This window comes from Mycobacterium sp. SMC-11, assembly GCF_046250095.1.
In the GTDB taxonomy this organism is placed as follows: Bacteria; Actinomycetota; Actinomycetes; order Mycobacteriales; family Mycobacteriaceae; genus Mycobacterium; species Mycobacterium heraklionense_A.
Genome location: NZ_CP176430.1, coordinates 164064 through 186636, shown reverse-complemented (window position 1 = coordinate 186636; position 22573 = coordinate 164064). Strand labels below are relative to the sequence as shown.

14 protein-coding genes and 1 pseudogene are annotated in these 22573 nt (G+C 68.5%); 8 read left to right on the top strand and 7 right to left on the bottom strand.

All coding sequences use genetic code 11. From position 1 onward, the window contains the following. Nucleotides 1-2: 2 nt before the first annotated feature. Complete coding sequence (locus ACKY0X_RS00910; protein WP_409427930.1) at nucleotides 3-1154, top strand: acyl-CoA dehydrogenase family protein; 1152 nt, start codon at nucleotides 3-5, stop codon at nucleotides 1152-1154. Between the two features lie 75 nt (nucleotides 1155-1229). Here ACKY0X_RS00910 and ACKY0X_RS00905 read toward each other — a convergent pair whose 3' ends face one another. Further along, complete coding sequence (locus ACKY0X_RS00905) at nucleotides 1230-3452, bottom strand: PGRS repeat-containing protein (protein WP_409427929.1); 2223 nt, start codon at nucleotides 3450-3452, stop codon at nucleotides 1230-1232. 384 nt (nucleotides 3453-3836) lie between these two features. On the opposite strand from ACKY0X_RS00905, the gene ACKY0X_RS00900 reads away from it, so the two are divergent. Beyond that, nucleotides 3837-5210 (top strand): PGRS repeat-containing protein, encoded by a 1374-nt coding sequence (locus ACKY0X_RS00900; RefSeq protein WP_409427928.1) that lies wholly within the window; start codon nucleotides 3837-3839, stop codon nucleotides 5208-5210. Nucleotides 5211-5231: 21 nt separating this feature from the next. Here ACKY0X_RS00900 and fadD4 read toward each other — a convergent pair whose 3' ends face one another. The 4 genes from fadD4 to ACKY0X_RS00880 all read right to left on the bottom strand — a co-directional run bounded on the left by fadD4 (nucleotide 5232) and on the right by ACKY0X_RS00880 (nucleotide 11301). Further along, entirely contained in the window at nucleotides 5232-6773 is a 1542-nt protein-coding gene (gene fadD4 / locus ACKY0X_RS00895) for a fatty-acid--CoA ligase FadD4 (protein ID WP_065042312.1), read from the bottom strand. Nucleotides 6774-6896: 123 nt separating this feature from the next. Further along, complete coding sequence (locus ACKY0X_RS00890) at nucleotides 6897-8717, bottom strand: phosphoenolpyruvate carboxykinase (GTP) (protein ID WP_409427927.1); 1821 nt, start codon at nucleotides 8715-8717, stop codon at nucleotides 6897-6899. A gap of 131 nt (nucleotides 8718-8848) precedes the next feature. Next, nucleotides 8849-10345, bottom strand: a complete 1497-nt coding sequence (locus ACKY0X_RS00885; RefSeq protein WP_409427926.1) for a hypothetical protein — start codon at nucleotides 10343-10345, stop codon at nucleotides 8849-8851. Next, nucleotides 10342-11301 (bottom strand): hypothetical protein, encoded by a 960-nt coding sequence (locus ACKY0X_RS00880; RefSeq protein ID WP_409427925.1) that lies wholly within the window; start codon nucleotides 11299-11301, stop codon nucleotides 10342-10344. The genes ACKY0X_RS00885 and ACKY0X_RS00880 overlap by 4 nt, the downstream gene beginning before the upstream one ends. 171 nt (nucleotides 11302-11472) lie before the next feature. Between ACKY0X_RS00880 and trmB the strand changes: the two genes are divergently transcribed. The 3 genes from trmB (at nucleotide 11473) to ACKY0X_RS00865 (ending at nucleotide 15891) form a co-directional block, all read left to right on the top strand. Continuing rightward, nucleotides 11473-12234, top strand: coding sequence for a tRNA (guanosine(46)-N7)-methyltransferase TrmB (gene trmB / locus ACKY0X_RS00875; RefSeq protein WP_409427924.1), 762 nt, complete (start codon nucleotides 11473-11475; stop codon nucleotides 12232-12234). 26 nt (nucleotides 12235-12260) lie between these two features. Beyond that, entirely contained in the window at nucleotides 12261-12929 is a 669-nt protein-coding gene (locus ACKY0X_RS00870) for an NYN domain-containing protein (protein ID WP_409429763.1), read from the top strand. A gap of 73 nt (nucleotides 12930-13002) precedes the next feature. After that, entirely contained in the window at nucleotides 13003-15891 is a 2889-nt protein-coding gene (locus tag ACKY0X_RS00865; protein WP_409427923.1) for an MMPL family transporter, read from the top strand. Here the strand turns inward: ACKY0X_RS00865 and ACKY0X_RS00860 are convergent. Then, nucleotides 15851-17026, bottom strand: coding sequence for an AI-2E family transporter (locus tag ACKY0X_RS00860; protein ID WP_409427922.1), 1176 nt, complete (start codon nucleotides 17024-17026; stop codon nucleotides 15851-15853). The two genes, ACKY0X_RS00865 and ACKY0X_RS00860, sit on opposite strands and share 41 nt — an antisense overlap. A gap of 189 nt (nucleotides 17027-17215) precedes the next feature. Between ACKY0X_RS00860 and ACKY0X_RS00855 the strand changes: the two genes are divergently transcribed. Continuing rightward, on the top strand, nucleotides 17216-18379 hold the full coding sequence (locus ACKY0X_RS00855) for a YbhN family protein (protein WP_409429762.1): 1164 nt from the start codon (nucleotides 17216-17218) through the stop codon (nucleotides 18377-18379). A gap of 19 nt (nucleotides 18380-18398) precedes the next feature. On the opposite strand, the pseudogene ACKY0X_RS00850 reads toward ACKY0X_RS00855, so the two are convergent. Further along, a pseudogene (locus ACKY0X_RS00850) lies at nucleotides 18399-18698 on the bottom strand (hemophore); the annotation flags it as partial. A 388-nt stretch (nucleotides 18699-19086) separates the two neighbouring features. Here ACKY0X_RS00850 and ACKY0X_RS00845 point away from each other — a divergent pair. Both ACKY0X_RS00845 and ACKY0X_RS00840 read left to right on the top strand, forming a co-directional pair. After that, nucleotides 19087-22074: an MMPL family transporter gene (locus tag ACKY0X_RS00845; RefSeq protein WP_409427921.1), complete on the top strand. Its 2988-nt coding sequence runs from the start codon at nucleotides 19087-19089 to the stop codon at nucleotides 22072-22074. After that, nucleotides 22071-22565, top strand: a complete 495-nt coding sequence (locus ACKY0X_RS00840) for a helix-turn-helix domain-containing protein (RefSeq protein WP_409427920.1) — start codon at nucleotides 22071-22073, stop codon at nucleotides 22563-22565. Before ACKY0X_RS00845 ends, ACKY0X_RS00840 begins: the two co-directional genes overlap by 4 nt. Nucleotides 22566-22573 lie beyond the last annotated feature (8 nt).

The following is a 22573-nucleotide window of genomic DNA, read 5'->3' as shown; positions in this document are numbered from 1 at the left end:
CGATGAACCACGAAGAGTCGATCCTGGTCGAAACCGTGCGTCAGTTCATCGACCGGGAGGTCAAGCCGACGGTTCGCGACGTCGAGCACGCCAACACCTACCCGGAGGCGTGGATCGAACAGATGAAGCACCTCGGCATCTACGGCCTGGCCGTTCCCGAGCAGTACGGCGGGACCCCGGTGTCAATGCCGTGCTACGTACTAGTCACACAGGAACTGGCCCGCGGCTGGATGAGCCTGGCCGGGGCGATGGGCGGCCACACCGTGGTGGCCAAGTTGCTGACCCTGTTCGGTACCGACGAGCAGAAGCGGCGATACCTGCCGGCGATGGCCACGGGAGCGCTGCGCGCCACCATGGCGCTGACCGAGCCGGGCGGCGGCAGCGACCTGCAGAACATGACGACGTCCGCACTGCCGTCGGCCGATCCGGAGACGCTGGTGATCAACGGATCTAAGACTTGGATCTCCAACGCCCGCTACTCCGGGCTGATTGCGCTGCTGGCCAAAACCGATCCGAAGGCCACCCCGCGGCACAGCGGCATTTCGGTGCTGTTGGTGGAGAATCCCAGCTCCGGGCTGACGATCTCACGCGACCTGCCGAAGCTGGGCTACAAGGGCGTGGAGAGCTGCGAGCTGAGCTTCGACGACTGCCAGGTGCCGGCGGCTGCGGTACTTGGCGGCACGCCCGGCAACGGCTTCGCCCAGATGATGAAGGGACTGGAGACCGGTCGCATCCAGGTGGCGGCGCGGGCCCTGGGCGTGGCGGCCGCCGCGCTCGAAGATGCACTCGCCTACGCCCAACAACGGGAGAGTTTCGGCCAGCCGATCTGGAAGCACCAAAGCGTGGGCAATTATCTGGCCGACATGGCGACCAAGTTGACGGCCGCCCGCCAGCTGACCAGGTATGCCGCGGAACGCTACGACGGTGGGCAGCGCTGCGACATGGAGGCAGGCATGGCCAAGTTGTTCGCGTCGGAAGTTGCGATGGAGATCGCGCTGAACGCGGTACGCATCCATGGCGGCTATGGCTATTCCACCGAATACGACGTGGAACGCTATTTCCGGGACGCACCGCTGATGATCGTCGGCGAGGGCACCAACGAGATACAACGCAATGTGATTGCCGCACAACTGGTTGCCCGCGGCGGGATTTAGCCGCGGGCAACCAGCCCAAGCGCAACGAAAAACACCCCGCACGATTGTGCGGGGTGTTTTTCTTGGGCTGTCCTACTACGGGACGACGACGCCCGGGGTGCCGTCCTGGCCCGCGCCGCCCGCATCGGGACCGGTACCCGCGGCACCCCCGGTGCCTGCGGTACCGCCGGTGCTACCGGTCCCCGGGGTGTCGCCGGCGCCACCGTTGAGGCCATCGTCGCCCAGGTGCGGGGTGACGACATCGCCACCGTTGCCACCATTGCCGCCGGTACCACCCGTGTTGGCACCGGCACCGCCGGCGCCGCCATCGCCACCCGCTCCACCGTGGACGTTGTCGATCGGACCCGAGGACGAGTCACCGGAGGTGGTCTGCCAGTTCGGGTCGCCCCAACGAATGTTGCTGCCGTTGCCACCGTTACCGCCGACACCGCCATCGCCACCGATACCGCCCGTGCCATCGGTGTTCTCCAGGCCGGCGCCACCGGCGCCGCCGGTACCGCCGTTACCGCCGTGAGCACCGCCCGCATTCGGGTCGCTACCACCATTACCACCGGTGCCACCGTTACCGCCGGTGGCACCGGAGCCACCGGCACCACCCGCGCCACCGGCACCCGCAGAGCCCTGCGGCCCCAGGGTTCCGGCACCGCCCGGGCCCTCAACGGATGCGTGTCCGGTCACATCGGCGATGTCGCCACCGTTACCACCGTTACCGCCGCTACCACCGTCACCGATCAGGCCGTCATTGCCGTTGACCGCACCCTGACCGGCCGCGCCGCCGTTACCGCCGGCACCACCGGAGCCACCGTTGCCGGGGGCGTTGTAGAGGCCATGCACGGAGTCGGTCGCCCCGTGGATCGAGGCACTGCCGTGACCGCCGTCGCCGCCGTCAGAGCCGGCACCGCCGACACCGCCGTTTCCGCCATTGCCGGCCGTCCCGCCGCCATTACCGCCCGCGCCACCGTTTCCACCGGCAGCGCCGTTACCGCCACTGGTAGCGGAGATGTCGGGCGGGGTGCCGCCGTCGCGGTAGCCGTTGACGCCGTCACGACCGTCGGTCGCGGCCGAGGCGGCGCCACCGTTCCCGCCGTCGCCGCCGTCGCCGTCGACACCGGCCGCGCCCACGTTGGCTCCGGCACCACCGGCCGCACCGCCGGCCGCCGCGGCACCACCGTTACCGCCCGCGCCACCGTTGCCACCGGCCGCGCCGTTTGCGCCGACGCCGTTCACCGCCAGCCCGGCCGCACCGGTACCGCCGTCGCCGCCGAGGCCGCCGTTACCACCGACCCCGCCGTCACCGTTGGCACCGACCGTGCCGTTGGCAGAGCCACCGGTACCGGCAGCGCCACCGACACCGCCCTTGCCGCCGACGGCTCCGTTACCACCGTTGCCGCCGACGGCACCGTCGCCAGAACCGTTGTTGGCGAACGTGCCAGCGTCACCGGCCGCGCCGTTGCCGCCATTGCCGCCGGCGCCACCGACACCGCCGGCACCACCGTTGCCGCCGATGCCGACGTACGAGGAACCAGCGCCGCCGGCGCCACCGTTGCCGGCGTTGCCACCGGCCACACCGTCACCACCGTTGCCCCCCGAACCGCTGCCCGCGGAGCCGTTGGTACCGGTCCAACCGGCGCCGCCGGCCCCACCGTTGCCGCCGTTGCCCCACGCGCCCATACCGAAGAAGTCCTGGGCCTGACCAGACGAGCCACCGTTGCCGCCGTTACCCGCGTCCAACGTGGCGGTGCCGTTACCGCCGGCGCCACCGTCGCCGCCGTTGCCCCACATCTCGCCGCCGTGGCCCCCGTTGCCGCCGTCGGCGCCCAGGCCGCCGGCGCCGCCGTCACCGCCGTTGCCGATACCGCCGGCGTGCCCGCCGTTACCGCCGGCGATGCCCTCCAGGTTTGAGGCCCAGCCGTTGCCGCCGTCACCGAACCACAACCCACCGGCCTGCCCGTCCACACTGGTCTCGGTTCCGTCGGCGCCGTTGCAGATCATGCCGCAGAAGCCGTCGGTAAACGGCGCGAAGAGCTGGTTGATCACACCGTTGACGCTCGACCCGAAGTCGCTGGTGATCCAGTCCTGCATCATGGCGTGCAGCGGCAGGTAGAAGCTGTCCTGCCACATCTGGGCAAAGTCAGCGTCGAACAGGCCACCGTCGGCCGCGCCCGGTACGCCCCATGCGGAGCCGTCGAACAGGTCAAATCCCGAGGTGTTGCCGTCGCCGACGCCGAACATGTCCCAGAACGCGTCGAGGCCGAAGTCATCGGCCTGTGCCGCAGGGGCGGACGCCAGGGGCGCCATTCCGAACGCCAAGAATGCCCCGACCGAGGCCGCCGCCCCGATCGCACGGTCGCGCCGCCGCGTTGTGAATTGCGTGTTCTGCCTACCGCGTCGAATATGTGCCACCGTTGGCCCACCCCTTCTGAACTTGACTAAAACTTTGTTTGGGCTTAACAGAAACTGTGCCCGTCCCCCTACGGTGCTTGACAGTAGCGTTGGAGCTGACCGTTGTCCACTTGAACATACGGCTAATTGCTATAAAGTCATACTAATCGGCTGGTTTAGATCGCATTGAGAGACTTCAAGTCATTCGCTTAGCTACGGCCTGACCAGCCGCTAAAGGTCGACCCGGACGGTCACCTACCGCCCGCTTCGCACGACGCGCTCCCGGAAGGTTGCTCAGTAATGCCGCTTCACCGCAGTAAGGCCACGCAGGACCGCCACGCGCATCCCGCCGCACCGGGTCGCCGCGTGCGACGGAGCGTTCCCGCACTGACGGCACTGGCCGCGTTCGCCCTAGCGCCAGTCGGTGTAGCGCCGTGCACACACGCGGACGAGTTCGATTGGATCGCCGATCTGCTCAGTCCGCTTCTCGGGTTGGCGGACCAAGACACGGGCGCATCGGCCGCAGCCTGGCTAGATCCCACCGTCTGGAGCCTGGCGAGCCCAGATCCCAGCGGCGCCGACGTGCTGGCACTGGCCGCCGACGCGTCCGGTACGGCCGGTCTCTACGAGTGGCTGCACGAGACCATGCAGGACTGGCTCGACAGTCCGGCCGGCCAGTTGTTCGACAACCTGGTCAACCCGCTGTTCGCACCGCTGGCCGACGGCGGCTGCGGCGTGATCTGCAATGGTGCCGATGGGACCGCGGACCACCCAGACGGTGGTGCCGGCGGCCTGTGGTTCGGCGACGGGGGCAACGGTTGGTCGTCGAACCTCGAGGGTGTCGCTGCCGGTAACGGCGGCAGCGCCGGCCTGTTCGGCAACGGCGGTGATGGCGGCGCGGGCGGCCTGGGCGCCGACGGCGGTAGCGGCGGCAACGGCGGCGAGGTGTGGGGCAACGGCGGCGACGGCGGGCGCGGTGGCGACGGCGCCGAAGACGGCGGTTCGGCCGGCAACGGCGGTAACGGCGGCGACAGCAACTACCTGTACGGCAGCGGGGGCGCCGGCGGGGATGGCGGCAACGGCGGCGCCGCCGTGGGCGACGGTAGGACCGCCGGATCGGGGGGAAACGGCGGCCGGGGAGGCGACGGCGGCCAGTTGGCCGGCGGCGGAGGCGCGGGCGGCATCGGTGGCCACGGTGGGGCGGCGACCGGCAACAGCACAACCGGCGGGTCCGGGGGCAACGGTGGTGACGGCGGCCGAATCGGCGGCAGCGGCGACGTGGCCGGAGGCGGGCAGGGCGGTCACGGCGGCGACGGCGGCACGGCCACCGGGACCGGCAGCCGGGGCGGCCGCGGCGGTGACGGCGGGGCCGGCGGCGGCGCCACCCCGGTGATAGTCGGAACCAGCGGCAGCGACGGGGGCAACGGCGGTACGGCGGGCAACGGCGGCAACGCCATTGGCGCCGGCGGGACCGGTGGAACCGGCGGCCATGGCGGCGACGGCGGCCACGGGGTCGGCTTCGGCGGTGACGGCGGTAACGGCGGCGCAGGCGGCAATGGGGGCGACGGGTCTACTGCCGGCGCCGGCGGCCCTGGTGGCGCCGCCGGACCGGGCACGGTCCACGGGCAGGCCGGCAGTCAAGGCGCCCCCGGTCAGCCGGGTGTCGCGTCCTAACCGCGCCCCGGCCGGCCGGCATCACCCCGAATACTTGGTCACCAGTTCGTTCTTGTAGAGCTTGCCGGTGTCGGTGCGCGGCAACTGCTCCTCGAACGCAATCGATCGCGGACATTTGTAGTGCGCCAAGCGGTCCCGTACCCAATCGAGTAGTTCCGCAGCGAACGCGGGGGTGGCGTCGGCCGGGTCGACGGTCTGCACAGCCGCTTTCACGCTCTGGCCCATCTCGTCATCGGGAATCCCGAACACTGCGGCGTCCAACACCTTTGGGTGCGTGATCAACAGGTTCTCCGCTTCCTGCGGGTAGATGTTCACCCCGCCGGAGATGATCATGTGGTGGCGCCGATCGGTGAGGTATAGATAGCCCTCGTCGTCGAGGTAGCCGACGTCGCCGACGGTCGTCCAACCTTGCGCGTGGCGCGATTTCGCGGTCTTGTCCGGATCGTTGAGGTACTCGAAAGCGTTGCCGCCCTCGAAGTAGATCTCGCCGGCCTGCCCGGCCGGCAACTCATTGCCGTCCTCATCGAGAATGTGCACCGCACCGAACATCGCCTTGCCTACCGAGCCGGGATGCTTGAGCCATTCGTCGGCACTGATCAGTGTGGATCCGTGTGCCTCCGATGAGGCGTAGTACTCATCGACGATCGGGCCCCACCAGTCGATCATCTGCTGCTTGATCTCCACCGGGCACGGCGCGGCGGCGTGCATGACCCGCTTGAGGCTGGAGACGTCATAGGAATCCCGCACTTCCGCAGGTAGTTTCAGCATCCGGGTGAAGTGCGCGGGCACGAACTGCCCGTGGGTGACGTGATAGCGCTGGATAGCCTCGAGCGCGGACTCGGCGTCGAACTTCTCCATGACGACGGTGGTCAGCCCGGCCGCCTGCACCTGCATCGACCACACCGACGGCGCGGTGTGATACAGCGGGGCGGGGCTCAGATAGACCGAACCCGGGCCCATCCATACCGAGACCAGCATCGCCATCAGGCCCGGCACCTCGGCCGGGGGCAGGTGCGGCAGCGGACGTTTGATTCCTTTGGGCCGCCCGGTGGTGCCCGACGAGTACTGGAGCAGATCACCCTCGATCTCGTCGTCGATGGGTGTATCCGGTTGGTCGGCAACACATTCCGGGTAACGCTGCCAGCCGTCCAGGTCGGCGTCGGCGATCAGCAGCAGACCGGGCAGGCCGGCCGGCAATCCCCCGCCAGCGGGAGGTGCCCCCACCTCGGCGAGGTCGGCGCAGGTCTGGCGCAGCGCGGCCGAGCCGAGGATCGCCTTGGCGTTGCTGTTGTCGATGATGTAGGCGGCTTCGGCAGCGGTCAGGTGCGTGTTGATCGGCACGTAGTACAGGCCGCTGCGCCGTGCCGCCCACATGGCGGCATGGATGTGCTCGTTGTTCTCCATGATGATCGCGACGACGTCGCCCTCCACCAGGCCCGCGGCCCGGAAGAAGTGCGCCAACCGGTTCGCCCGGGCTTCCAGCTCACCGAAGGTGACGACGGTGCCCGAGGGGTGCAGGATGACGGCCGGGTTCTCGGCATCGAGGTGTTCGCGAATCTGCATGGGCCGACTGTACTGGGGCCAAACTTGACGGCTGTCAAGTGGGGGCGTCAGACGCGGAGAAAACAGAACCGCACTCAGGGAATCCCCTGAGTGCGGTTCTGACGAAGTACTCGAAACGGGCTACTAGCCCAGGCGCTGCTTGAGTGCCTCGAACTCGTCGCGCAGGCCGGTGGGCAGCTTGTCACCGATGAACTCGAACCACTCCTCGATCAGCGGCAGCTCCGCGCGCCACTCGTCGGCGTCAACGATCAGCGCCTGGTCCACGTCGGCGGCGGTCACGTCCAGCCCGTCCAGGTCCAGGTCGGCAGCGCTGGGCACGGTGCCGATCGGGGTCTCCTGGCCGCCGGCATTGCCCTCGACCCGCTCGACGATCCACTTCAGGACGCGGCTGTTCTCGCCGAAGCCCGGCCACAGGAAGCGGCCGTCGTCGCCACGACGGAACCAGTTGACGAAGAACACCTTCGGCAGCTTCGACTCGTCGGAGTGCTTACCGGTGTCGATCCAGTGCTGCATGTAGTCCCCGGCGTTGTAGCCGATGAACGGCAGCATCGCCATCGGGTCGCGGCGCACCTTGCCCACCGTGCCCTCGGCGGCGGCGGTCTGCTCGCTGCCCATGGTGGCGCCGATGAAGACGCCGTGCTGCCAGTCGCGGGCCTGGCTCACCAGCGGCACCGTGGTCTTGCGCCGGGCGCCGAACAGGATCGCCGAGATCGGCACGCCCTGCGGGTCGTCCCACTCCGGCGCCAGGATCGGGCACTGCGACATCGGGGTGCAGTACCGCGAGTTCGGGTGCGCGGCAGGGGTGTCCGACTCGGGCGTCCAGTCGTTGCCCTTCCAGTCGGTGAGGTGCGCCGGGGTCTCCCCGTCGATGCCCTCCCACCACACGTCGTTGTCGTCGGTGTGGCCGACGTTGGTGTAGACGGTGTTACCGCGCTCCAACGTGATCATCGCGTTCGGGTTGGAGCTGCGGCTGGTGCCCGGCGCCACGCCGAAGAAGCCCGCCTCCGGGTTCACCGCGTAGAGCCGGCCGTCCTTGCCGAACCGCATCCACGCGATGTCGTCACCGAGGGTCTCGGCCCGCCAGCCCGGGATGGTCGGCTGGATCATCGCCAGGTTGGTCTTGCCGCAGGCCGAGGGGAACGCCGCCGCGACGTAGTAAGCCTTGTTCTCCGGCGAGATCAGCTTGAGGATCAGCATGTGCTCGGCCAGCCAGCCCTCGTCGTGGGCCATCGCCGACGCGATCCGCAGCGCGTAGCACTTCTTGCCCAGCAGCGCGTTGCCGCCGTAACCGGAGCCGTAGCTCCAGATCTCACGGGTCTCCGGGAAGTGGGTGATGTACTTCTCGGAGTTGCACGGCCACGGCACGTCCTGCTCGCCGGCGGCCAGCGGGGCGCCGACCGAGTGCAGGCCCTTGACGTAGGCGCCGTCGGTGCCGATCTTCTCCAGCGCCGCGGTGCCCATCCGGGTCATCACCTTCATCGAGGCCACCACGTAAGGCGAGTCGGTGATCTCGACGCCCAACTTGGGGTCCTCGGCGCCCAGCGGGCCCATGCAGAACGGGATGACGTACATGGTGCGGCCGCGCATGCAACCGCGGTACAGCTCCGTCATGGTGGCCCGCATCTCGTCCGGGTCCATCCAGTTGTTGGTGGGGCCGGCACCTTCCTGGGTGCGGCTACAGATGAAGGTGCGCGACTCAACCCGCGCGACGTCGGCCGGGTCGGAGAGCGCCAGGTAGGAGTTGGGCTTCTTCTTGTCGTCGAGCTTGACCGCCGCGCCGGACTCCACCAGCAGGGCCATCAGCCGGTTCCACTCCTCCTCGGAACCGTCGGACCATTCCACCCGGTCGGGCTGGGTGAGCTCCGCGACCTCCCGCACCCAGGCCAACAACTCGCCATGCTTTGTCGGGGCGGTGTCCAGACCGGGAATGGTCGCTGAGGTCATTGAGCTCTCCTGTGTAACCTGTGTCACTCGGTGGCGTTGCCGCAGCTGCGCGCCGCTGTCACCTCTTATACCGTCATTAAATAAGAGATTACCGTCAATAGCTACACGGATCGAAACAATCGCAACTCGAGCTATCTGTCGCCCGGTATCACGGCGTCTACCGGGCCTGATTCACCCAGCTCAGCGCGCACATTGTCCAGCGCCCGCCGCAACCCCGGCAGCCTACGATCACGTACCGCGGCAGCGCGTGCCGTGGCGGCCGCATGCTCACGCAGTTCCCGGTCCAATGCGGCAACCCGGTCGGCGACGCGCGCGGCCTCGGTCTCGTTGTGTCCTGCGAGCTCGGCGGTGAGCACCGACTCGGCGGCCACCACCCGCAGGGCCACCAGCTCCTGGACCGAGGACCGCACTGCGCTGGTGGCCTGCCCCACCCACCGATCGAGCACCACCCGGTCGCGCAACAGCCCCCGAATCCTGACCACCCACACCGTGGCCACCACCCCGGCGATGGCGCATCCGGCCGCACCCACCGCGGCAAGTCCCGGCGCGAGGTGGGCGAAGACCCGGCTCAAGGTCAACGCCACGCCCAGCCCGAACCCGATCCCCAGCACCGCCATCAACTGAGTCTCCAATCGTCGGGACTCCAACGGCGGCTTGCCAGGATCAACCTGCGGCAGGGGCACCGCCGACCCGGCCGACGGTTCGTGGGCGGCCAGCCCCAGTTCCTGGGCGACGTCGGCCAAATGGTCGGTGACCCCCTGATCGACCTCCGCCACCACTTCAGCCAGCCGGTCGTGGACATAGGACTCGAATTCAGCCCACCGGCGCCGCGTCATGCCCGCCGCGTCTTCGCCCAACTCGCTGCGTACCGAGGCGCACCGCTTGCTGGCGAAGTAGGACAGTTGCACGCGGGCCTGGGCGATACGGCTGCGCAGCGCGATCACGCGCTCCGATTTCGACATACGCCGCTGCCGCACCACCTCGTCCCGCTGCTCCTGCAGTTGCGTCACTCGAGCGCGACGCCCCTCCGCGCGGGCGTCGCGGTCGATGCGATCGGCGTCGGTGCGCAACTGGAACTCCCAGGAGCGCAGCCGGTTACGCCGCGGGGCGTCGCCTTCCTCGAGCTGTCGGGTCAGTTCCGCGATCAGGTCGTCGATCCGCGGGTCGCCGCGTTCGGGTGCCGCTGCTGCCCCCACCCATGCCACGTCCCGATAGCGCGGCGCGTGGCCGGTAAGGGTTTCGCGGGCTACCGCCAGCATCTCGCGCCACTGCCGGTGGACGTCGACCTTGGAGACCACGCCGATCACCACATCGGTGTGTCCGGCCACGGCATCGAGCAGCGCACAGTCCGACTCCGTCAGTGCGGCGGCTGCCGACACCACGAACACCACCGCCAGCGGCACCTCCCCCGGTGCTAGTTCGGTGGCTTCCATCACCAGCCATTGCGGCATCCGGTCGGCCAGGGCTTGAGTCATTGCACTGACCCCCGCCAGCCAGGGGCCGGTCACCACCACCACGTCGCAGCGCCGCACCGCCGGCGGACGCACTTCGGGTGCGACCTCAGCGACGAGGGCGTCGACCCCGGTGGTGGGGTCCGGATCGGCTGAATCTGCACCCGGTGCGGTCATAGGCGGTCCCGCGTCGACGCCCAGACCCGCAGCGATCCCCTGGCCATGTCGACGGCACAGGACCGCTGGGCCGCGTTGACCGGCGCGCTGCGGTGCGCCTGCCAGCGGCGGGCCCGTGCCAGCACCGGTTCGTCCGGTACGTCGATCGCGGCCGCCGCCGCGGTCAGCCGGGCGGCGATCGTCGCGTCGCGGTTCAGAAACTCGTCGATGCGGCCGTCCCCGACTGCCATCGCCTCCAACCGAACCACCGCCTCCGACATCCTCCGGTGGTAGACGGCGGCGCCCATTATCTTCAGTCGGGCGACGACACGATCGACACCGCTGAGCCGGCGCATCCGGGCGCGGGCCTGTGCCACGGTGCCGCCACTCCCGGCCAGGTCAAGCAGTGCCGCGACCCCGGAGAGGTCGACGGTGGCGCACAGCCGTTCGCGGGTCTGGCGCGACACCGGGTGCGGATCGCTCACGAACTGTTCGGCGCAGCGCAACTCGGCGGGCCGCGTGGCCAGGCGGCCCAGTGCCTCCCACAGTTCCTCGTTCAGCCCACCACCGAGCGCGGCCAGCGCGAACAACGCCGACATCGGTTCGACCGGCCCTCGGGTCGCGCCCGCGACCTCGAAAACACCGTCGTGGCCGCGCAAGTCGGCCTTGTTCAGCACCACCAGCACCGGGCGCCGACGCGCGGCATGCAATGCGGCGGTGTCCTCGGGCTTGATCACCTCGGCGACGACATGAACGGCCAAGTCGGCGATTTCGGCCCCAGTGGACTGCTCGGCGACGCGCACCCCGGCGGCGGCCAGCGCCGCGGCAACGGTACGCCGGCCGACACCGCGACGGCCACGCACCGCGACCTGCAACGGCGCGGTGATGGCTGCGGCGATCATCGCCAGTCGCGGGTCGGAGTTCTGCGTGGCCAGCGCGGTCAGCTCGTCAGCGAAGAGCTGGTGCCCCTGTGTCACGGCCCTGCCTCCCTGCGCGCTCGGCCCCGGGGGCCCATGGTGTCAGCTGCTCCGCCGCGACGCGACTCACCCCGTGCCTATGCCGCCCAGGGGCCCACCGTAGGCAACTGTTGGGTATCAATGTGGACCGCGAAGTGGGTACAGAGGCGTCCATGGGCCACCATGGACTGCATGCATGCTCAGCGCGACGTCGAGTCAGCACCGGACGTCCCTGGCGTCGACACCCCCGCTCCACGCCGTTTCCGCAACTTCAGCGTCCGCTACCGGCACTCCGCACTGTCGGACGGTCAGCGCCAGACCTGGGAGCGACTCTGGCCCGACCTGGGCGCCGAGGCCCTCCCGCCGGACGGTCCCGACCGCCCCGAGCCCCTGGACCCGCAGCGCTGGTTCGGCCGCGACGCACCGCTGGTGCTCGAGATCGGCTGCGGAGCCGGTACCTCCACGGTGGCGATGGCACAGGCCGAACCGGACCTCGACGTCATCGCCGTCGAAATCTACGAGCGCGGGCTGGCGCAACTGTTGTGCGCGATCGATCGCGAACAGCTGAGCAATATCCGGTTGCTGCGCGGCGACGGCCTCGACGTGCTGGAGTACCTGATCGCCCCGTCATCGCTGATCGGAGTGCGCGTCTTCTTCCCCGACCCCTGGCCCAAGGCCCGGCACCACAAGCGGCGGCTGTTGCAGCCGGCCACCATGGCGCTGATCGCCGATCGGCTGCAACCGGGCGGGATCCTGCACGCGGCCACCGACCATGCCGACTACGCGGTGCAGATCGCCGAATCCGGCGACGGCGAACCGGGCCTGCGCCGGGTAGCCAACCCTTTCGGGGACGCCACCCTGCCGATCTCGGTCGCCCGCCCCACCACCAAGTACGAGGCGAAGGGCCGCACTGCGGGCAGCGTGATCAACGAGTTCGTCTGGGTGCGGGTCTGATGACCAGCCCCGACCTGAAAGTCGGAATGGACGCTGAGCCCACCGGGACCGACCCGACCGTCGAAGGACCACCGACGCAACGGGTGTTGCTGGTGTGGGACGCCCCGAATCTGGACATGGGTCTGGGCGCGATCCTGGGCCGTCGTCCGACCGGCGTGGAGCGGCCCCGTTTCGACGCACTGGGCCGCTGGCTGCTCAACCGCACTGCCGAGGTGGCCGCGTTGCACCCGCAGGTCAGGGTGGAGCCCGAAGCGACGGTGTTCACCAACATCGCCCCCGGCAGCGCCGACGTCGTCCGACCCTGGGTCGAGGCGTTGCGTAACGTGGGTTTTGCGGTCTTTGCCAAGCCGAAGATCGATGAGGACAGTGATGTCGATTCCGACATGCTCGAACACATCGCGCTGCGGAAAGAGCAGGGACTGGTGGCGGTGGCGGTCGCCTCCGCCGACGGTCAGGCATTCCGGGAACCGCTGGAAGAACTCTGCGGCCTCGGTATCGCCGCCTCGGTGCTCGGATTTCGCGAACATGCGAGCTGGGCGCTAGCCTCGGATACCTTGGAGTTCGTCGACCTGGAGGACATCCCTGGTGTGTTCCGGGAACGGCTGCCGCGGATCAGCCTTGATTCACTGCCAGAACAGGGGGCGTGGCTCCAGCCGTTCCGGCCGCTGAGTTCGCTGCTGACCTCGCGAGAGTGACAACTGGAGAGCCTGAATTCAGGGACGCGCGGGTCCGAAGATGTCTCCACAGACCTTAGTAAGGAGCGTATAGGTGTTCGCCTGGTGGGGTCGAACTGTATACCGCTACCGGTTCATCGTAATCGGCGTGATGGTGGCGCTCTGCCTGGGTGGCGGCGTGTATGGAATGAGCCTGGGCGATCATGTCACCCAGAGCGGGTTTTACGACGACGGCAGCCAGTCGGTGCAGGCGTCGATCGTCGGCGACGAGGTCTACGGCCGAGACCGCACCAGCCATGTGGTGGCGGTCTTCACCGCGCCCAAGGGCGAGACGGTCGACGACCCGGAATGGTTCGACGCGGTCAAGAACGGGCTGAACAAGGTCAAGAACGACCACCCCGATCAGATCATGAGCTGGGTCGGCTACTTCACGAATCCCGAAGCCCTGGCCAACATGGCGGACCCAAGCAAGAAGCATGCGTTCGCGTCGATCCAGCTCAAGGGCGACGACGACGACACCATCCTCAAGAATTACCAGGCTGTCGAGCCGGATCTGCAGAAGCTCGACGGCGGCAAGGCCGAACTCGGCGGCCTGCAACCGATCGCCAACGCCCTGACCGGAACTATCGCCAGCGACCAACAGCGTATGGAGGTGCTGGCGCTGCCGTTGGTGGCGGTGGTGCTGTTCTTCGTGTTCGGCGGGGTGATCGCCGCCAGCCTGCCAGTCATTGTCGGTGGATTGAGCATCGCCGGGGCGACGGGAATCCTGCAGCTCACCACCCATTTCGGGCCGGTGCACTTCTTCGCCCAACCGGTGGTCTCGCTGATCGGCCTGGGTATCGCGATCGACTACGGCCTGTTCGTGGTGAGCCGATTCCGAGAAGAGATCGCCGAGGGCTATGACACCGAGGCGGCGGTACGGCGCTCGGTGATGACGGCCGGGCGCACCGTGGTGTTCTCTGCGGTGCTGATCATCGTCTCGTGCGCCAGCCTGCTGGTCTTGCCGCAGGGCTTCGTGCACTCGCTGACCTACGCGTTCTTCGCCTCGGTGGGACTGGCCGCAATCTTGTCGATCACGCTGCTGCCCGCCATTCTGGGTGTGCTGGGCACCAATGTCGACGCACTCGGGGTCCGCACCCTGTACCGCATTCCGTTCCTGCGGGAATGGGACTTCTCCAACCGCATCATCGGCTGGTTCGCCGAGAAGACCCAGAAGACCAAGACCCGCGAAGAAGTCGAGGCCGGGTTCTGGGGCAAGCTGGTCAACTATGTGATGCAGCGCCCGCTGGCCTTCGCGATCCCGATCGTGGTCGCGATGATCCTGTTGATCATCCCGCTGGGCAAGCTGTCGTTCGGCGGGATGAGCGAGAAGTATCTGCCGCCCGACAACACCGCCCGAGTGGCCCAAGAGCACTTCGACGAGATCTTCCCCGGCTTCCGTACCGAGAAGCTGACCCTGGTGATCACGAGCGATACCGACAAACCGGTCACCGACCAGCAGGTTGCCGATATCCGCAACCGCGCGATGGCGATCAGCGGATTCGTCGTTCCCGATGATGATCCCGCCGAGATGTGGAAAGAGCGCCCCTACCTTCCCGGGGCCTCCAAGGCCACCTCCGTCCGGGTGATCGAGAACGGCCTGGTCAACCGCAACGACGCCGCGCAGAAGATCAAGGCCCTGCGCGCCCTGAGCACACCCAAGGGCCTGGACGTGCTGGTCGGCGGGACACCCGCGCTCGAGCAGGACAGTATCCACGCGATGGTCGACAAGGGACCGCTGATGTTGGCGCTCTTGCTGATCACCACCACGCTGCTGATGTTCTTGGCGTTCGGTTCCCTGGTGCTGCCGTTGAAGGCGGCGGTGATGAGCGCGTTGACCATCGGGTCGACGATGGGCATTTTGACCTGGATGTTCGTCGACGGGCACGGCGCCGGGCTGCTGAACTTCACCCCGACGCCACTGATGGTGGTGGTGATTGCGCTGGTCGTTGCGGTGGGCTGGGGTCTGGCCACCGACTACGAGGTGTTCCTGGTCTCCCGGATGGTGGAGGCACGAGAATCCGGGATGTCGACCACCGAGGCGATCCGGATCGGCACGGCTACCACCGGCCGGCTGATCACCGCGGCCGCATTGATCCTCGCGGTGGTTGCCGCGTCGTTCGTGTTCTCCGACCTGGTGATGATGAAGTACCTGGCGTTCGGCCTGATGGCGGCACTGTTGCTGGATGCCACCGTGATCCGGATGTTCCTGGTGCCGGCGGTGATGAAGCTGCTCGGCGACGACTGCTGGTGGGCGCCCCGCTGGATGAAGCGCCTGCAGAACCGGATCGGTCTGGGCGAAATCCGGCTGCCCGACGAGCGGCGCCGGGTGACCCGCCGACCTGCGACGGCAACCGTCGCGCCGGCCCCGGCCGGTGCGCCCGCCCCGCGGCCGACGCACGACCCCACTCATCCCGCCCCGGGCCGCGCTGCCCCGGCACGGCGTCCCGCAGAACAGCTTCCGACCCGGCCGGTGAGCGGCAATCCATCCAACGCCCGGACCAACCGGATCAACACCGGCCCGGCCGAGCCGCCTACCACCCGCTTCTCGGCAGCCGACCCGGCGACCGAGCGGGTGGCGTCCCCCGCCAAGGAATCCGCGGGACCGGGTGAGGAACGCGAAATCGAGTCGTGGCTGGGTGAACTGCGCGGCGGCCGTGACACGTCGCAGGCCCGACGCGGTACTGAGCCGGAGGCCTCCGACGAGCGAACCCGGTCGCTGCCCAAACCTACCGGCGGAGACAACACCGAGAACGCTCCCACGACGGCGATCCCGGCTCAGGGCTCCTCAACGGACCCCGAAAACCCGGCCACCGAGAAATTCACCGCGGTGGGCGATCAGCCCGGCGACGATGCGGCAGACAACCCGCAGAGCCCCCAGCGGCGCGGCGCCGCCGGCGGTCTCAGCGCTGCTGAACTGCTGCGTCGGGAGGGTCGGTACTGACGTCGCCGGCTTCTGGGCCGGGCGTATCGGCAGCCACGGCTGCCACGTCTTCTAAGGCATCCGCATCGGCTGGCGTGCCCGAATCCGAGGCTCCGACCAGAACCCGCACCGCCCGGTCGATGAAGGCGATTGTCGGGACGGCGAGCAGCGCACCGACGATGCCGGCCAGGATGCCGCCGGTGGAGATGCCCAACACCACCGCCAGCGGATGGATCGAGACGGCACGCCCCATGACCAGCGGCTGCAGTACATGGGCTTCTAGTTGGTTGACGGCGATGATCAGCCCCAGGGTGACCAGGGCGTAGATCCACCCCTTGGCGATCAGGGCGACCAGTACGGCCAGCAATCCGGTGAGCACCGCACCGACCAGCGGGATGAAGGCCCCCAGGAACACCAACGAGGCCAGCGGCAGCGCCAAAGGCACCGCCATGACGGCCAGGCCGATGCCGATACCGAGGGCGTCGACCAGCGCCACCAGGAACGTGGCCCGCACATAGCCGATCAGTGATTCGAATCCCGCGACGCCGGCTGCATGCACGGTGGCGCGCACCTGGCTCGGGAAGAACTTCACCGTGAACCGCCAGATGTCGCGACCGCCGTAGAGGAAGAAGATCAGCGTGAACAGCACCACGAAGGCGCCGGTGAAGATCTTGGTGATGGTCTCGGCCGTCGACAGCGCACCGCTGGTCAGTTTGGCCTGGTTGTTGCGCAGACCGTTGACCACGCTGTCGCCGGCGCTGTCGATCTGTTCACGGCTCAGATGTAGCGGACCTTCGACCAACCAGTGCTGGGTCGAATTGATCACCTGGGTGACCTGCTCTACCAGTTCGGGCACCCCGTCGATGAACTGGTCGACGACAAAGCTCAGCAACGCAGCAAGCACGGCCAGACCGCTCAGCAGCAGCAGGAACACCGCAAGTCCCCGGTGCACCCCGTGCCGGGACAGCCAGTCCACGCCAGGCAGCAGCAGCGCCGACATCATCATTGCGATGGCGACCGGGACGACGATCACTTCGAGGCGCCGCATGATCAGCAGCACCAGCAGTGCCGCGGCAAACAGCACCAGCAAGCGCCAGGCCCACGCGGCTGCCTTTCGCACCGTCGGATGTACGGATTCGTCTGCGCTGGCTGACATTCCGGTAGCGTAACGATGCCGCAGCGGGTGCACATCAGGTAGCCGAATATCGACGTACCGCGGCTAACCTTTAAATTCGTGCCCCACGCCTCCGTTTCGCCCGACCGCGTCGATCCCGACGTCGTCGTTCATGGCGTCGGCGGGCAAGAACCTTCGTCTTCACAGCGCCCCGGCGGCAAATCCCGGTGGGTGCGCCCAGTCCTGGTGGGTCTGATCGCGGTCGTGCTCACGGTCGAACTCGTGCTGGTGTGGGACCAGGTTTCCGCCGCGTGGCGCAGTCTCGGCCGCGCCGACGCCCGCTGGCTCCTCGGAGCGGTAGTGGCCGCGGCGGCATCAATGCACAGCTTCGCGCAGATCCAGCGGACGCTGCTGGGCTCGGCCGGTGTGCACGTGTCGCAGAGGCAGTCCGAGGGCGCCTTCTACGCCGCCAACTCGCTGTCCACCACCCTGCCCGGCGGCCCGGTGCTGTCGGCGACCTTCTTGTACCGGCAGCAACGCCGTTGGGGTGCGACTCCGGTGGTGGCGTCATGGCAGCTGGTGATGTCGGGGGTACTGCAGGCGGTCGGGCTGGCCGTGCTGGGCCTCGGCGGTGCGTTCCTCCTCGGGGCGCGCAGCAACCCGTTCTCACTGTTGTTCACCCTCGGCGGGTTCATCGCGCTGCTGCTGCTGGCGCAGGCGGTCGCCACGCGACCGGAGTTGATCGACGGGATCGGCGTTCGCGTGCTGTCCTGGTTCAACTCGATGCGCGCCCGGCCCGTGGACGCCGGGCTGGCGACCTGGCGTCGGCTGCTGAGCCAATTGGAGTCGGTGAGCCTGGGCCGGCGGGACCTGTCGACGGCTTTCGGCTGGTCGCTGTTCAACTGGGTCGCCGACGTCGCCTGCCTGGCGTGCGCCGCCTATGCCACCGGTGGGCGGGCATCGGTCGCCGGTTTGACGGTGGCCTACGCCGCGGCCCGCGCGGCGGGGACGATTCCCCTGATCCCCGGTGGCCTGTTGGTGGTGGAGGCCGTGTTGGTGCCTGGCCTGGTGTCGAGCGGGCTGACGCTGCCAGACGCCATCTCTGCCGTGTTGATCTACCGGCTGATCAGCTGGGTGCTGATCTCAGCCGCCGGCTGGGTGGTGTTCTTCTTCGTCTTCCGCACCGACAACGCGGCCGACCACGACACCGACGAGTACGCCCCGGTCCTCAGCGAACCGCGATCGGTTGGGTCACCGCACCGGCCGGAGGTCCGCTCACCGGTAGGCCGGTCACCGGCAGGCCGCCTACGGGCAGGCCGCCAGGCAGGCCGCCACCCGGCAGGCCGCCCTGAGCCTGCACGGCCTGCAGCAGCCCGAGCACCTGCGGCAGGCTGACCGCCAGCTTGCACTGGTCAGTCACCTCCTGAACCGGCGCGGTGATCTTGGCCAGGTCGTCGCCGACCTTCGGGTTGGCGTCGAAGTGCGCCTTCAGGTTTGCCAGCGTCTGCGGACCGGGCTGCTGCTGCAGCGCGCCGGTCATCACCTGGTTGGTGTCCGGGTGCGAGTCCAGGTAGTCACCGGTCGAGGTGACGACCTTGCCCACGGTCCGGGCGATCTCGCTGGCCACGCACGGGTCTTTTGCGGCGGTCGCCGAGGGCGCCGACGGGGTGACCAGCAGCGCGGCCGAGACGGCCCCGCCTAGAAGGACAGGCACGCCCACAAGGACGCCCTTGCCCGACAGACTGCGACGCACGGTGGCGCGGGTGATGTTCACGAATTCTCCTCACGACTGGCGAGATCTCCGATCGGCCCCGACGAGTCCCGCCACATTGCGGACGACGGTTCGACGATGGTCTGGTGTGCGCGCGATGCCCCCCGGCAGCAACGGCAGATCGAAAGACGGCCTTTCGCCCATCCTGACAGTAACCACTTGATGCCGCCACCCGAGCACAGGTCAGCCTGGTCACAGTGTGGTTCCCGGACGGCATCGGAGCAGCTCAGAGGCGACAGAAACGGCCAGCACAATTGGTTGCTGCGGTAGGCTCGCAGCACGCGACGCACCAGTGCGGGCGAGAGCGGGGAGAGACGAAATCCAGCAGTTCATGATGCGCTTCAGCAGCAACCTGCGCAGATTCCGCTGGGTGGTCTTCACAGGGTGGTTACTTGCTGTGATTCCCTCGCTCTACCTGGCCGCCACTCAGTCCGGCCACCTCACCGGTGGAGGCTTCGAGGTCCAGGGATCGCAGTCGTTGCATGTGCAGTACCAGCTCGAAGACCATTTTCCCGACGAGGGCGCCTCACCGCTGGCCTTGGTGGCCGCACCCCGCGCCGACGCCACCTACCGAGACATGAAAGACGCCGTCGCGCTGCTCCAGCGGGCCGCCGGCGAAGTTCCCAGCGTGACCGTGCTACCGGATACGACGCAGCCGCCGCCGCGGCCCGACCGGCCGTACGTGGTGTCCCTGCGAGTGGACTTCAACAACACCGGCGCGGTCGACGTCGCCAAGAAGCTGCGCACCAGGCTGGGCGTGGAAGGTGAACATCCCGGCCGGGTCGAAAACGGTTCGGTGAACCTCTACGTGATCGGGCAGGGCGCGCTCGGCGCCGCAGCGTCGGCGAAGACCAAGCAGGACATCGGAGCAGCCGAGCGATGGAATCTGCCGATCGTGCTGGTCGTGTTGCTGGCCGTGTTCGGCTCATTGGCGGCCGCCGCAATCCCGCTGGCGTTGGGGATCGGCACGGTGATCGTCACCATGGGCCTGGTCTATCTGCTGTCGCTGTTCACCACGATGTCGGTGTTCGTCACGTCGACGGTGTCGATGTTCGGGATCGCTTTGGCGATCGACTACTCGCTTTTCATTCTGATGCGCTACCGCGAGGAACTGCGGGCCGGCCGCCAACCGCAGGAGGCCGTCGACGCGGCGATGGCGACGTCGGGGCTGGCGGTGGTGCTGTCGGGTCTCACCGTGGTGGCCTCCCTGACCGGGATCTATCTCATCAACACGCCGGTGCTGGTGTCGATGGCGACCGGAGCGATCCTGGCTGTCTCGGTGGCGGTGCTGGCGTCGGTCAGCCTGACCCCGGTGGTGCTGGCCTTGTTCGGCCGAGCAGTAGCCAAGCGGTCGGCGCTGCTGCATTGGGCGCGCAGCCCCCAGACCGTCCAGTCACGGTTCTGGACCAGCTGGACGGCTTCGGTGATGCGGCGCCCCTGGGCCTCGGCGTTGGTGGCTGCGGGATTCCTGCTGGCGCTCGCGGCGCCGGCGCTGTCGCTGTCGCTGGGCAACAGCATGCTTCGCCAGTTCGATTCCTCCCACGAGATCCGGGGCGGGGTGGCCGCGGCGGCCCAAGCCCTGGGTCCGGGGGCGCTGGGACCGGTCCGGGTGTTGGTGACCATCCCCGGCGCGAATGCGTCGGCGCCGGCCCACGCCGAGACGTTTGCGGCGATCCGCCAGGAGATGTCGCAGGCCCCCAACATCGCCTCGGTGTCCCCGCCGGTCTTCGGCAACGACAACAGCAGCGGCCTGCTGTCTGCGGTGTTGTCCGTCGATCCCGAGGACATGGCCGCGCGGACAACCGTCGACTGGATGCGCGAACACCTGCCGGAAGCGGCCGGCTCGCCGGCAGTGCAGGTGGATGTCGGTGGACCGACCGCGTTGATCAAGGACTTCGACGACCGGGTCGCAGCGGCCGAACCGATGGTGTTCGTGTTCGTGGCGTTGATCGCCTTCCTGATGCTGCTGGTCTCGATTCAGTCGGTGTTGCTGGCGGTCAAGGGCGTCGTGATGACGGTCCTGTCGGTGGCTGCCGCGTACGGAAGCCTGGTCGCGGTGTTCCAGTGGGGCTGGCTGGAACGGTTCGGCTTCGCATCGACCGGGTCCATCGACACGTTCATCCCGCCACTCGTGCTGGCGATGACGTTCGGCTTGTCGATGGACTACGAGATCTTCCTGCTGACCCGCATCCGCGAGCGTTTCCTGCAGACCGGCAACACTCACGACGCCGTCGCCTACGGGGTCAGCACCAGCGCACGCACCATCACCAGCGCCGCCCTGATCATGATCGCGGTCTTCATCGGCTTCGCGTTTGCCGGGATGCCGCTGGTCGCCGAGCTGGGGGTGGCCTGCGCGGTGGCGATCGCGGTCGACGCCACCGTGGTGCGGTTGGTGCTGGTTCCGGCACTGATGGCGATGTTCGCCGAGTGGAACTGGTGGCTGCCACGCTGGCTGGCCCGGATCCTGCCGTCGGTCGACTTCGAAAAGCCGCTACCCACAGTGGATTTGGGCGACGTCGTGGTGATACCCGATGACATCTCGACCCTGATCACCCCCAGCGCCGACCTTCGTGTTGTGGTCAAGTCGGCGGCCCGGCTCAAAGGTCTGGTTCCCGACGCCGTCTGTGTCAGCGACCCACTGGCACTGCGCGGCTGCGGCGTTGCCGAAATGGCCACCAGCAAGATCCAAGCGGTGCCGGTCGCTACCGGGCCGGCTCCCTCCGGCGGCACCATGGTCAGCCATGCGCTGGCCCGGCTGACCGGCGGCTGGCAGTCGCGTACCGGTACCGTCCGGGCGCAACCCCGCACCATCCGTCCGGTTCACCCGGTCACCGTGTGGCGCCGTCGGCTCGCCATCGCCCTCGACGCGCTGGAAACCGAGTCATGGGCGGCCGGCGAGATCGGGCTCGATGTCCCGGCGTTGACCCGGTGCCGTCCGATGGAGGCCGCCGCCGTCCAACTACCCACCGGAGACCGGCTACAGATCCCCACCGGCGCCGAAACGCTGCGCCTGGCGGGCTACCTGGTGCTGGCCCGCAACAGCCCGCGCGACTACGCCGGGCTGGCTGAGCTCGCCGATGCGCTGGGCCCGAAAACCGTTGCTGGGGCCCTCCGCGGAATTGACGCGTACTACTCTGGTCAACCAGCCGACGGACACTGGATGGCCACCCAGCTGGTATGTCGACTCGCCGATCCGGAGCCCACCGCACGCGGCGACTACACCTCCGGCGACGATGCGCTTGGGGCGAGTACGGATTGGGAACACGTCCAAGGGCGCTGCCTGGCAGTTGCCGTGGCGATGCTGGAGGAGGCGAGGTGACGTTGGCCGCGGACCGACGCCGTGGGCCGCTGCCCCGGCAGCCGTCCGGCGACACCGACCGGCCGGTCGAGTTCTGGCCCACGTCGGCCATCCGCGCTGCGCTGCAGACCGGCGACATCTCCACCTGGCAGCTGATCGTGGTGGCACTCAAGCGCGATCCCTACGGCCGCACCGCGCGCCAGGTCGAAGAGGTGCTGGAGGGCACCGAATCCTTCGGTATCGCCAAAGCCCTGTCGGAGGTCCTGGCCCGTACCCGGGCCCACCTGGAGGCCAACGAGCGCGCGGAGGTCGCGCGTCACATGCGGGTGCTGATCGAGCGGTCGGGGCTGAGCCAGCACGAGTTCGCCTCACGGGTCGGGGTTCCCGCCGACACACTCGGCGAATACCTCAGTGGCACGGTCAGCCCGCCGGCCTCGCTGATGATCCGGATGCGCCGATTGTCCGACCGCTTCGTCAAGCTGCAGACCCGCGAGGCGCCCGACGTCGTCTGACGCCGGGC